Source organism: Aerococcus sp. UMB1112A (assembly GCF_030230715.1).
Classification (GTDB): domain Bacteria; phylum Bacillota; class Bacilli; order Lactobacillales; family Aerococcaceae; genus Aerococcus.
The window spans coordinates 128412-141304 of sequence record NZ_JASPDS010000001.1 but is presented as its reverse complement, the minus strand read 5'-3'; the positions used below and the strand labels follow the sequence as shown (position 1 = coordinate 141304).

Below are 12893 nucleotides of genomic sequence, written 5' to 3'. Positions count from 1 at the left end.
GGGAGACTTTATCACTTGGATTTTTTTGTGTATAATAGTTAATTGAATACTGATGAAGGTGGTGTTTCCAGTTACATGGAGAATATAATTGTGCGGGGAGGCAAGACCCTCCAGGGAGAGGTCAAGGTTGATGGGGCCAAGAATGCGGTCCTACCGATTTTAGCTGCGACCCTCTTAGCCTCTGAAGGGAAAAATTTAATCAACAACGTTCCGCTCTTATCGGACGTCTATATTATGAAAGAAGTGCTGGCTTACTTGGACGCAGAAGTCCACTTTGACGAAGCCAAGCAACAAATTGAAGTGGTCTCAGAAGGCCAGTTAAGGACCGAAACGCCCTTTGAACTGGTCTGCAAGATGCGTGCTTCCGTTGTAGTCATGGGTCCGCTCCTGGCCCGTTTTGGCCATGTCAAGGTCGCTATGCCAGGTGGCTGTGCCATTGGCTCGCGGCCGATCGACCTCCATATCAAGGGCTTTGAAGCCTTGGGAGCTGAGGTCACCATGACCAATGGCTATGTTGAAGCCCGGGCCGACCAGCTTGTGGGGACTGATATATATCTGGACTTCCCCAGCGTCGGTGCGACCGAAAACATCATGATGGCCGCCGTCCTGGCCGAAGGAGTCACCACGATTGAAAATGTGGCCAAGGAACCAGAAATCGTCGACTTAGCCAACTACCTCAACCGGATGGGAGCCCAAGTCCAGGGCGCCGGGACCGATACCATTAAGATTACGGGTGTCGAATCCATGCACGGGACCGACCACTGCGTCATCCCCGACCGGATTGAAGCCGGAACCTTTATCCTAGCCACTGCCGTTGCCGGGGGCGAGGTCCTGGTCAAGGATGCTCTGGTCGAACACAACTTGCCTCTGATCTCCAAGTTACGAGAAATGGGAGTCGAAATCGTGGAAGAAATGGACGCTGTCCTGGTGAAATCAGAAGGCCAGTTGAAGGCAACAAATGTCAAAACCCTGCCTTATCCCGGCTTCCCAACCGACCTCCAGGCGCCCTTTACCATCGCCCAAATTCGTGCAGAAGGTGGTTCGGTTATGGAAGAGACGGTCTTCGAGAACCGCTTCATGCACCTGGAAGAACTCCGCCGTATGGATGCCCAATTCAAGATCCACGGCGATACCGTGAGCTTCGAAGGCCCTAGTCAACTCCAAGCTGCCAGTGTCCAAGCGACCGACCTGAGAGCCGCTGCAGCCTTGATTATCGCGGGTCTGGTGGCAGAAGGCACGACTGTTGTCTCTCAATTGCAGTACCTGGACCGGGGCTACCACCACTTGGAAGATAAGCTTCAAGCCTTGGGGGCGGATATCAAGCGGATTGACGCCGACGAATTGCAAAGCCGGCCAGCCAGCGACTTCTTCGACTAGGTGGTCCTATGGCGAAATCAAGGCGCGGCCTGAGGACCTGGCAGCGCTGGGGCCTCTATCTCCTGGCCCTGGTCTGCCTCTTTCTTATCGGCCTCATGCTAGGCTATGGCCTGGTCAGCGACTATTTCTTCCTTAAGGTCTTTGACGGCGAGGTCTGGCAGCATTTGTTGGATTATTTTAGGGGATAGGGTTTTATTAAATGAAAAAATATTTAGTGAATTGTATTGGTGAGCATGCGTTCCGTCTTGAAAGTGATCGTTAAAGAGCCGTGGCACCGGTTCGGGCCAAGGTCCCTCACCTAGCGAGACTCAAACGTCTCGTATGGCTCCGCCTACGATACGTAATTCGCTTCGCTTGCTGGATCACGGCTAACGATCACTTTCAAGCTCCACTCCTGCTCACTAGGAGAAATAGCAGGAAAATTTTTAATACTAGTTTTATTTAAAGCCTGAAAATAATGCTAATTTTATTTTATAAGGAATAAAAAAACAATCAATCCAGCAGCTTCCACGGAGAAATCAGTGAAGCTGCTGGATTTTTATTTTGGCTATAAATTATGAAGGAAATTAGGATTTCTTGCTTCTGAAACTCAATAAGCTACCTAGCGTAATCAAACTGAGGCCGAGTCCAGCTAGGGTATTGGCGCCTGTTTGAGGGAGTTTGGACTGGGTAGAGTTTGCTTTATTAGCTTTGGCTGCTTTAGTTGACTGATGCTTAGAATGAGAGCTTGTTTGGCTTGAATCTGAGCTTGCACTAGTCGAATTTTGGACAGGCTGAAGCTGACATTTTTCGGAGGCTTTCACTCCATGTTTAGCTTTAGAATGTATAGTCTCAATGACCGGCTCTTGACCATCTTTGTTCAGATTTGGAGTCACAGGATTAGAAGCTTGATTCTCAGTTTTTACTGGAGAAGGACTAGGCTTTCTAGTAGGGTCTGAGCTAGGCTGACCTGGTAGGGGAGTGATGGGTTTAGGTTGCGACTTAACCGCTACAGCCCAAACAAAGATAGGGTTGGAGTAGAACCATAAGTCGCTATAGTTTCGATCGTTGACTTCGTTCAGGTGGGCAGCCATGCGTTCAACATAGGAAGCATCCAATTCACCCTCCTCTTTTTGAGGCTTGGTCAAATGGTAGTCGGGGAGTGGATTCCCTTCAGCATCCGTTTCACCGGGCACGTTCAAGCCATGGTTGGTCCCACGCAGCCGGTAGTAGCGGTCTTGGTCTACCTGGATGGGAAGAGTAACTGTATAGAAGCCCTCTGTATCTTTCTTACCAAATTGGTCGCGGGTGATGCGATAGATGACCTCAGTGCTTGGATTAGTCGCCTGGGTGACGTCAGCGTTTGGCCCTAGGATGCGTCCAGAAATGACATCGATGTGGTCTAAGTGGGGCTGGTTGCTTAGCTTGGACTGGTGGTCAGGGCTAATGGGCTGGTAATTGTTAAAGTCGCCCTCTCTAAAACGGATGACAAGTTTAGCATCCTGACCCTTGATAGCATTTAGGTCACCACCCATATCAGCAATTTTGTTGCCCTGCTCAATGGTAAAATCGAGTCCCGTGATGAGGTCACCATAAACACTGAAGGATTGACCAGCCCGCATGCCATCGGCGACATCTTCGAAAGTATCGCCCTCTACATAAGTATAGGTGCGTGAATACTCGCTTGGCCAGTAGCCCGAACTATAGATGCGGTTATCGCTGACCTTAAAGTGGAAGTCCGAATTAGCGAAATTATAGAGATGACGTCCTTCTCCTAGAAGAGCGTCCCATACCCCACCAACTTCGGCAATCATCTTATCAGCACCGCCTAGGGTATAACCATTCGGGAGTTCTGCCCGGTCATAGCCTAGCTGGTTACCCGGCATGCCTTCAAGACCGATAAAGACATCGGGTGCGGTATCATGCATCTTGCGCAGGTGTTCAATTCGCACTTCGCCCTTCCCCTCAGCATGGCGGGAAGGGTGGTTGGCGATTACAATAGATTTCGGATAATTCTCTTGCAGCCAGTGGAGTCCTTTGAAGGTGTTATTGATATCTGCCTTCTCATTTTGGCGTTCACCGAATTTGTCTCGCTCATTGTCATTAAAGATCTCAGTAGGCGTGTCATAGGCAAACTTCCACTCAAATTCTTGAATGGCTTCAATCGGCACGCGGTTGGTCCCAGCTTCAATGATACCTACAGTGCCGTGGTCGAACTGGAACATATCCCATTCAAAACCTGAATAGAAGATCTTACCCTTATATGTGCCCTGTTCTTTAAGTTGGTTAAATTGGTCAACCTGCTGTTCAATGACCTTGTACTGTGGTGTGACTTCTTCCTGACCCTGAGGATTCCGGGAAGACTTGCGCAGGTGATCCGCCACCATTAAATAATCAAAACCGCTATTGTGGTCAAGCGTCGCCTGACCCGCACTAGGAATCTGGTCCACATCTTCTCGATAGGCTGCATTTAAAATATTCTCAAATTCATTATAAGAAGCATTCGCATCATTGGAAGAAGTGGTGTGGACATGGACTTCCCCACTGGTCCAGCGCCCCTGGCTCGGAATAGCTGGATCGTCTATGATCTGACCAGCTGCTTGCGTAGAAGAAACAGGTAGACTGCTAGGTTCGGTCTCGGGGCTAAGAGTGCTTGTTGGTTGGCTTTCACTCGAATTCGGGTTCGTGGAAAGCTCAGATGCTTGGACCACATTAGCAGCGACGAAGATTGCTCCAGAAGCCATCAAGGATAAGAGAAAGCGGCTAGACTTGGTGCAGAAAATTTTGGGCGTATGCATGGCTGACCTCCTCGTAAAATATAAGTGTGGTATTCTAATTCAAATATAGCAGAGGCGTGTTGAGATTGGGTTAAGATTGTGTGTGGAATGTGTAAAGGGGGAATTAGTTTGGATTGGAATGCTAAAGTACTTGCTAGGACAAGAGATTTCACCTTTGAATGTCTAATGCTATAATAAAATAAATTCATTTGGAGGGAGAGGGCTATGAAGCGACACGATATTCTCAAAAGTCTTGAGCGCAAAAGAGATAATCATGAATATTTAATTGGTGCTTCAGTGGGATCAGGGTTAACCGCTAAGAATGCAGAAGAGAGTGATGTCGATTTTTTGCTTATTTTAAGCTCAGGAATTTACCGTCAAAGAGGTGTTAGTTCTTACGGAGCCTACTTGTCTTCATCTAATAGTAACGAGGAGGTTCTAAAGCTCTACCAGCATGAAATTTGGCCACGCAACTTGGCAAGTCCATTGATATTAGGCCTATTTGCTAGTGATCCAACGATTGATCTGGACCAGTACATGGATGATCTAATAGATGGAGGAGTCGCAGGTATCACGAATTATCCTACGGTCACTTTAATTGATGGTCGTTTTCGTTCAGCCTTAGAGAGTCGGGAGTTAGGCTTCATGACCGAGGTCAAGTTATTAGAAGCAGCCAAAAAGAAAGGCCTTTTTACCGTGGCCTTTGTCCATACTCTTGAAGAAGCGCTGACTATGCAGAAAATTAGCCCTGATATCCTATGCTTGCATCTTGGATTGACAACTGGAGGCTCTCTAGGTGCCAAGAAGATATCTTCATTACAATCTACCCATCGTTTCGTCTTAAATACTTTCAAACGTATCAACAAACAAAGCAATCATTTTTTTATGATATACGGTGGACCAATTGATAATGCGCCAGATACTCATTTTATTTTTAATAATAATCCTTACGTGGATGGATATATTGGGGGATCAGTCTTTGAACGGATACCTTCTGAACATAGTTTTAAGTATCTAGTGAATGAATTTCGTAATGAAGAGACCCGTAATTATTTAATGAATCTAACAGATGATACGATGGAACCATCGGACTATATCCGCTTTATAAAGAGCTTTATTGATGAGCATTACGCATCGGAGATTTCCTTATCTGAATTAGCTAATTTGTTGCATTTATCTACTGCTTATCTCTCACGCTTATTTAAGAAGGAGATTGGAATAAGTTTTACGGAATATGTAGTTAATTATCGATTGAATTTGAGTAAAAAATTACTCCGCCGCTCGGTTCTCCCCCTTAAAGAAGTAGCACAACAAGTCGGTTACCCTAACTACAGTCATTTTAGTAAACTGTTTAAAAAATATTACGGGCAATCACCAAGTTTTTATCGTAAGTCATATAAAGACAAGGACTAGTTATCTAAAGACATGTATAATTGATTTTGTAAACGGTATCATAGCCTTGTAAGTTATCGATAACTAATAATTTATGAGGTGACAATTATGGATAAAACAGTTGCCATTGTTGGAACTTTTGACACAAAAGCACGCGAATTTAGTTTTGTAAAAGAAGAATTTGAAGTACTAGGCTTAAAGACCTATTTGATTCATATTGGTGTTTTTGAATCAGAATTAGAAGTTGAGGTGAATAATAAAGAGATTGCACGAGCAGTCAATGAAGATATTGAACAAATAGCAAAAGATAGAAACCGAGCTAAAGCAACCAAAGTTCTTAGTCAAGGACTGGAAAAAATTCTTCCGCAACTCTATCAAGAAGGAAAATTTGATGGTGTAATTGCCCTTGGAGGATCTGGCGGTTCTTCCATTGCTACAGCGGGTATGCGTCAACTACCAATTGGTGTTCCTAAAGTGATGGTATCTACAATGGCTAGCGGAAATGTTAGTCAATATGTAGGGACTAGTGATATTGTGATGTTTCCTTCAATTGTTGATGTTGAGGGCTTGAATGACATTTCGAGGCATATCTTCTCAAATGCGATTCATGCCACGGTTGGTATGTTAAGTTATGACTACAAAGCGAAAAAGGATAATAAACCGCTGATTGCTGCTAGTATGTTTGGCTTGACCACACCAGCTATTAAATATGCTGAAAAAGAACTTGAATTAAGAGGTTATGAGACGATTGTTTTCCATGCGACAGGTAGCGGCGGGCGAACAATGGAGCGTTTGATTTCTGAAAATTATTTCGATGGCGTTCTTGACTTGACAACAACCGAATGGTGTGATGAAGTCGTAGGCGGCGTTTTGAATGCAGGTCCCCACCGCTTAGAAGCAGCCGTTTCCAAGAAAGTACCTCAAGTCGTATCTCTAGGGGCTCTGGATATGGTCAACTTTGGACCCAAGGAAACTGTACCTAAAGAATTTTCAAATCGTTTATTCTATGAACATAATCCGACAGTAACTCTGATGCGAGTGACCAAAGAAGAGGCTAAGGATATTGCTGGAATAATCGCTCAGAAACTTAAAAGTGCAGGCAAGGAAACGAGCATTCTATTTCCTAAAAAAGGTTTCTCAGGGCTAGATGAAGTAGGTAAGGAATTTTATAATCCTGAAGTTGATCAACTAGTCATGGATACAATAAAGGAAGAACTGTCTGGAACAGATGTTGCGATTATAGAAAAAGACTTGCATATTAATGATGAAGCATTTGCTAAATCTGCCGTAGATGAACTCATTAAAAATATAGAAAAGGAAGGTAAATACTCATGACACAATCAAGAGGAGTTTTATTAAAACAATTTAAACAACAAGTTGAAGAGGGGCATGTCTTACTGGGAGTCGGTGCAGGAACAGGGATTACTGCTAAGAGCAGTGAAGCTGGTGGAGCAGATCTCCTCATTATCTATAACTCAGGCCGTTACCGTATGGCCGGCCGAGGCTCATTAGCTGGTCTATTGGCTTACGGTGATGCTAATGCAATTGTCCAAGAAATGGGACATGAAGTTCTCCCAGTAGTGAAGAATACTCCAGTGTTAGCTGGCGTTAACGGAACTGACCCTTTCCGTGTAATGGATGTTTTCCTGAAAGAATTGAAAGCTCAAGGCTTCGCCGGAGTGCAGAATTTCCCAACGGTCGGCTTAATCGATGGCACCTTCCGTCAAAACTTAGAAGAGACTGGAATGGGTTATGATCTAGAAGTTGAAATGATTCGAAAAGCTCATGAACTGGATATGCTAACGACGCCTTACGTATTTGATGCTGACCAGGCTAAACAAATGACAGAGGCTGGAGCAGATCTCTTGGTCGCTCATATGGGCTTGACGACGAAAGGTAATATCGGAGCTCAAACGGCTCTTACACTCGATGATTGTGTTGAGCGAATTCAAGAAATTGTGAATGCCGGCCGATCAGTCAATCCAGATATTTTAGTCATTTGTCATGGTGGTCCAATTGCAGAACCAAATGATGCTAAGTATATTATCGATCGTGTAGATGGTATTGTTGGTTTCTTTGGAGCTTCAAGTATCGAACGCTTAGCTTCAGAACGAAGCATTAAAGCTCAAACAGAAGCTTTTAAACAAATTAACCAATAACAATAATGTGGATTTATCAAGACGCCTCGAGGCAGTTGAATAAACTGCTCCAAGGCGTTTTTTATTTTATTAATAGGTACCTCATAGAATTGAAAGCGTTTTAAAATAGTTGGCGTTTTCAAAAAATCTTCCTAAAGTATAATAAGTATGAAAGGTTTAGGAGGGGATGAGATGTGAATCAATCTGAAAAACTCATCGAACTAATTTTAGATAATAGGCATTTAACTTATAGTGATTTGTCCAGAGAATTAAATCTTTCGCGATATAAAGTAAGCAGTCTAATTGATGATGTTAATCAACAATTCAAGGAGAAAGGCTATGATATTCAAATTGAAATGATTCCCTACCAGGGAGCCCAAATTAAGGGAGAATTGTCAAAAATAGTAAATTCACAATGGAGTGAAACTAGTGACTATCAAGTGAATGAGAAGCGTAAATTAGAAACACTAGCAATGTTATTAAATGCTGAAGAGGAGTTAACAATTCAATACCTTTCTGATCAGTTATTTGTTAGTCGCACCACCTTTGAGCGCTTACTTCAAGAAGTTAGAGATGAGTTAGCTGAATATGATATCGAAATTATAGGAAATGCGCGGGGCTTAAAAATTGATTGTAATGAAAAAGGAAAGAGGCAATTATTATCAACATTAATCAATTCTTACAAAAATAAAATTGTAGCAAAATCAAATCCAAAAAATCATTTGGATCTGTCTCTTCGCATATCGAAAGCTGCTGAAGACTTAGTCAATTTAGAAACTGTGGATAGAGTTTGCAAACTTATCAATGAATTTACTGTTGAAACTAGTTTATATTTGGGGGAATTTGAATTCTCTTCCTTAGTCATTCACACAAGTATTGCAGTTGAAAGAATGTTAAAAAAATTTTTGGTTTCAAATATAAATAGTAAGGAACCATTAGAGCATAATACTATAATATTAAAAACTAAGGTTGAAAATGAATTTGGCCTTGAGATGCCAGATGAAGAACAATACTATTTGAATTTACATATTAAAATGATTCAGCAAAATAATGTTAATCAAATTAACTATCCAAAAAAAGATGATATACGAGCAAATAATAGTGACTTGCAGCAAAAAATTTACCAAGATCTTAGGACGATTAACCCTGATGCTGAATTACTCAGAGATTTAGAAATTCATTTACAAACAGCAGTTAATCGTATAAAAAACCATATGAGTATTCGAAATCCGTACTTAAATCAAATTAAAGAGAAATATTTTTATGCTTTTGAACTAAGCGAGGAACTTGTACGCCATTTATTCAAGTCAAAGGATTTCTCATTTACAGAGGATGAAATTGCATATGTAGCCATTCATATTCAGGCATTTTTTGAACGTAAAAAGCAAAGCTTAACAAATGATGTACTTATTGTATGTGGAAGTGGTCTAGGAACTGCTAAATTATTAGAGCAGCAGTTAAAAAATAAATTTGGCCATCAAATTAATATTATCGATACAGTTGGTTTAACACAATACCAGCAAAATAATTATAAGAATGTAACGATTATATCAACCATTCCTATTAATGAAACAAATACTCCAATCATTAATGTAAAGCCAATTATGGATGGTAACGATTTTAAACGTATTTCTCGTTATTTGAATGAACCTAGTGAAGGTACTGTGAGATTTATTGATTTAATAGATTCAGATTTATTTATAACTTCATCTACCGAGTTAGATACACAAGAATCTGTTATTGCTAAGCTTATTTCTAAAGCTGAAGAGAAAGAATTCATTTCAGCAGACTTTAAAACAAGTGTGTTAAATCGTGAAAAATTATCTTCCACAGCCATAGGAAGAATTGCAATGCCGCACGGTGATTACCATTATGTCAAGCAATCAGCTGTAATGGTTTATAAGAATGAATCAGGAATTAAATGGGATAAAGATAAAGTATATATAGTATTTATGTTTATGGTTAATCAAGAAATAAAAGAACATTTATCACAAATCTATTCTGATTTTAATGCTCTAATCTCTTCAGAATCAACTGTCAACAATCTTATCAAATCTCAAAGCTACAAGGAATTCAAGACAATTATTAGAGAGGAGCTAGGGTAGTGAGTAATATAACCATAGAAATAACAAAAGAAAATATAATTTATGATTTAGTAGCTACAGAACCATCGGATGTTATTGAATCTTTAAGTAAATGTTTATTGGAATCACATAATATTAGTAATTTAGATGAATTCATTGAAAGCGTATGGAAACGAGAAAAAGAAATCCCGACAAATATAGGAAAAGGAATTGCTATTCCTCATGGTAAGAGCAGAACGGTTAAATCGTATTCAATTGCTATGGCCCGTTTGAAATATCCTGTTTCTTGGTCTCAGGAGGATGAAGAACCAGTGCAATATGTTTTTTTACTAGCTATTAAAGATGGAGACGAAAAAGATGAACATTTGAGACAGTTAGCTTACCTGTCTACTAAATTAATGGATGATTCTTATGTTGAAGCTTTAAAACAAGCAGAAAATCTAGATGAATTAACTATAAGTTTGAATCAGCGTTAATTATAAGGAGTGAGATTATATGTCGAAAAAGATTCATATTATACCTCATACACACTGGGATAGAGAATGGTATTTCAACACATCACGATCGACAGTTTATCTTTTAAAACATGTTAAAGAAGTGATGGATGTTCTGGAGGAAGATAAAGAGTATACGGCCTATATTTTAGATGCACAGAGCTCTTTGGCGGAAGATTATTTAGACTATCATCCAGAAGATATTGATAGATTTAAAAAATTAGTAACTGATAAAAGGCTCTATATAGGACCTTGGTATACACAAACCGACCAGTTAGTTGTTAGCCAGGAATCAATTGTTAGAAACTTATTGTATGGTCAAAGATTAGCAAAAAGTTTAGGCCATTCTATGCAAATTGGTTATGTGCCAGATGCCTTTGGTCAAGGAGGCAATATGCCACAAATTTACCAAAGTTTTGGAATTACAGATGTTGTTTTTTGGCGAGGTATTGCAGATACAAGTTTTAAAGACACTCAATTTAAGTGGCAAGGTGACGATGGTAGCATAGTAATAGCTAACAACTTCAGACATGGCTATAATTTCGGAGGTGAATTTGGAGTACCAGAAAAAGAGGAGGATATGCTAGACTATTTAAATCGTTTCCAAAAAGTTGTTGCCGAGGAGTCAAATACTAATGTTGTATATGCTCCCTATGGCCATGATCAAGCTCCAATTCGTGAAAATTTACCGCAATTAGTTAAAAGAATGAACCAGGTTGATTCTTCTAATCAGTATGTGATGGGAGATCCTGAGAATTTCTTTAAAGAATTAAATGAAAAAGAAGAGGAGTTAACAACCTGGACGGGTGAATTGACTCAGGGGAAACATAGTCGAATTCATAAGACAATCTTCTCAACTCGCGCCGATTTAAAGCAACTAAATAATGAAACTGAAAATTACTTGGTAAATGTATTGGAGCCAGTTCTATTAATAAGTCAAAAATTAGGAATGGAATACCCACATGGGGTTGTGGAGAAGATTTGGAAGCAATTATTTAAAAATGCTGCTCACGACAGTATTGGTGGATGCAATAGCGATTGGACCAACCGTGATGTTGAGTATCGTTATAAAGTAGCTAACGATTTAGCATCTAATTTATTGGAACGAACTATGCGAACAATTTCCAATCGAATAAGATCAGATGAGCAAATTTTACTAACAGTTTTCAATCCATTTCCAGAAAAATATACAGGAATGGTTGAAGTCGAAGCCTATGTGCCTAGTCTCAATTTTCAATTAAAAGATTTAAGAACTAATAAAACTGTTCCAATTGTAATTGAGAAAAGTGTAGACCTAACGGATTATGTACTTAATCAAACGATTAAAATTGACTCAAGTCAGCCAATCTTTATTCCAGAAAAAGTATATAAAGTTAAATTTAAAGTTTATTTTACGGATCTTAATGGCCTGGGGTACAACTCTTATGCTATAGAGAGTAAAAATACAATTGACTCGAATCGGTATGAATTGATAGAAGATGATCTAAAGATTGAAAATGATAATTATGTAGTAACTTTACAAGATAATAATGCCATCAGTATTTTAGATAAACAAACAGGGAAAACTTATAAAGATCAAATGATATTTGTTGATCAAGGGGATGATGGAGATTCATATAACTATTCTCCACCACGCCAAGATCATAGAATTGATTCTACTCAAGCTACGCGTATAAAAGTTCAAAAATATCAATCTGAAATCAATGAGGCGTTAATCATCCAATTGCAAGTAGAGCTACCTTATGATCTTGAGGAGCGGGCGAAGAAAGAAAACTCGGTTACAGTTCCTCTCACAGTAAGAATTGATCTCGAAAAAGACAGTCAAATTATTAAATTTAAAGTTGATGTGGACAATCAAATATTGAGTCATAAATTTGCTGTTGAGTTTAAGACTGGCATTCCTTCAGAATATTCCTATGCTGATCAGTTATTCGGCCCTGTTCAACGTAAAGTTCATCTGCCAGAATTGGCTATATGGGAAGAAGAAGAGTGGGATGAAATGCCCATATCAATTGAACCCATGCAAAGCTATTGTGCTTTAAGTCAAGATAAGGAGACTTTTTCAGTAATAACTGGAGGAGTTCGGGAATACGAAGTTGTGGGTGATGCAGACGATACCCTAAAATTGACCCTATTTAGAACTTTTAGTCATATGGGGAAGGAAGATCTCTTGTATCGTCCTGGACGTGCTTCAGGTGAATCGATTGTTGAAACACCAGATGCTCAATTATTAGGGAAGATAAGTTGTGAATTTGCAGTTCATATCAACGGCAGTCAAAATATTGAAGCTATGAATTTATCACGTCTTTCTAAAGATTATTTAACGCATATTCCTAGTTATGAACGTGCAGACTTCTTAAATGGACGGATGATATTTAGTCAAAAACGAGAAGAAAAACTCTACGAGATTTCTGACTCCTTTATGGAAGTTGATGTGGAAGATTTAGGCGTATCATGCTTAAAAGGCGATATAAATAATAAAGGTCAAAGTGTTCTAAGGGTATTTAATCCTTATCTGAAAAGAACGGTAGACTTACCTGATGAATTACTTGAATGGACTCCCGTGAAATTAGATGAAACGAATCAAGAAGAATATGTAAAAGAATTGAATAAAAATAAATTTATTACTTTAATAAAGTAAAGGAACGAGGT

9 protein-coding genes are annotated in these 12893 nt (G+C 39.9%); 8 read left to right on the top strand and 1 reads right to left on the bottom strand.

Features of this window, described 5'->3' with window-relative positions:
* Positions 1-75 precede the first annotated feature (75 nt).
* Together murA and QP860_RS00680 are read left to right on the top strand one after the other, a co-directional pair.
* Positions 76-1377: a UDP-N-acetylglucosamine 1-carboxyvinyltransferase gene (gene murA / locus QP860_RS00685; protein ID WP_070617353.1), complete on the top strand. Its 1302-nt coding sequence runs from the start codon at positions 76-78 to the stop codon at positions 1375-1377.
* Positions 1378-1385: 8 nt separating this feature from the next.
* Positions 1386-1565 (top strand): DNA-directed RNA polymerase subunit beta, encoded by a 180-nt coding sequence (locus QP860_RS00680; protein WP_070617360.1) that lies wholly within the window; start codon positions 1386-1388, stop codon positions 1563-1565.
* A 378-nt stretch (positions 1566-1943) separates the two neighbouring features.
* Here the strand turns inward: QP860_RS00680 and QP860_RS00675 are convergent, their stop codons facing one another.
* Positions 1944-4154, bottom strand: a complete 2211-nt coding sequence (locus QP860_RS00675; protein ID WP_070617363.1) for an LPXTG cell wall anchor domain-containing protein — start codon at positions 4152-4154, stop codon at positions 1944-1946.
* A 204-nt stretch (positions 4155-4358) separates the two neighbouring features.
* On the opposite strand from QP860_RS00675, the gene QP860_RS00670 reads away from it, so the two are divergent.
* The 6 genes from QP860_RS00670 to QP860_RS00645 all read left to right on the top strand — a co-directional run bounded on the left by QP860_RS00670 (position 4359) and on the right by QP860_RS00645 (position 12882).
* Positions 4359-5546, top strand: coding sequence for a phosphoenolpyruvate hydrolase family protein (locus QP860_RS00670; RefSeq protein WP_284912028.1), 1188 nt, complete (start codon positions 4359-4361; stop codon positions 5544-5546).
* Positions 5547-5633: 87 nt separating this feature from the next.
* On the top strand, positions 5634-6860 hold the full coding sequence (locus QP860_RS00665; protein WP_070617369.1) for a Tm-1-like ATP-binding domain-containing protein: 1227 nt from the start codon (positions 5634-5636) through the stop codon (positions 6858-6860).
* Entirely contained in the window at positions 6857-7684 is an 828-nt protein-coding gene (locus QP860_RS00660; RefSeq protein ID WP_070617372.1) for a phosphoenolpyruvate hydrolase family protein, read from the top strand. Before QP860_RS00665 ends, QP860_RS00660 begins: the two co-directional genes overlap by 4 nt.
* A gap of 173 nt (positions 7685-7857) precedes the next feature.
* Complete coding sequence (locus tag QP860_RS00655; RefSeq protein ID WP_070617376.1) at positions 7858-9768, top strand: BglG family transcription antiterminator; 1911 nt, start codon at positions 7858-7860, stop codon at positions 9766-9768.
* Complete coding sequence (locus QP860_RS00650; RefSeq protein ID WP_284912027.1) at positions 9768-10223, top strand: PTS sugar transporter subunit IIA; 456 nt, start codon at positions 9768-9770, stop codon at positions 10221-10223. The genes QP860_RS00655 and QP860_RS00650 overlap by 1 nt, the downstream gene beginning before the upstream one ends.
* Positions 10224-10242: 19 nt before the next feature.
* Entirely contained in the window at positions 10243-12882 is a 2640-nt protein-coding gene (locus QP860_RS00645; protein ID WP_284912026.1) for a glycoside hydrolase family 38 N-terminal domain-containing protein, read from the top strand.
* Positions 12883-12893 lie beyond the last annotated feature (11 nt).

Excerpts from the sequence above, each read along its gene's own strand:
- QP860_RS00645 (WP_284912026.1), top strand. The coding sequence starts at position 10,243 with ATGTCGAAAAAGATTCATATTATACCTCATACACACTGGGATAGAGAA.
- QP860_RS00670 (WP_284912028.1), top strand. The coding sequence starts at position 4,359 with ATGAAGCGACACGATATTCTCAAAAGTCTTGAGCGCAAAAGAGATAAT.
- QP860_RS00680 (WP_070617360.1), top strand. The coding sequence starts at position 1,386 with ATGGCGAAATCAAGGCGCGGCCTGAGGACCTGGCAGCGCTGGGGCCTC.
- murA (WP_070617353.1), top strand. The coding sequence starts at position 76 with ATGGAGAATATAATTGTGCGGGGAGGCAAGACCCTCCAGGGAGAGGTC.
- QP860_RS00675 (WP_070617363.1), bottom strand. The coding sequence starts at position 4,154 with ATGCATACGCCCAAAATTTTCTGCACCAAGTCTAGCCGCTTTCTCTTA.
- QP860_RS00660 (WP_070617372.1), top strand. The coding sequence starts at position 6,857 with ATGACACAATCAAGAGGAGTTTTATTAAAACAATTTAAACAACAAGTT.
- QP860_RS00665 (WP_070617369.1), top strand. The coding sequence starts at position 5,634 with ATGGATAAAACAGTTGCCATTGTTGGAACTTTTGACACAAAAGCACGC.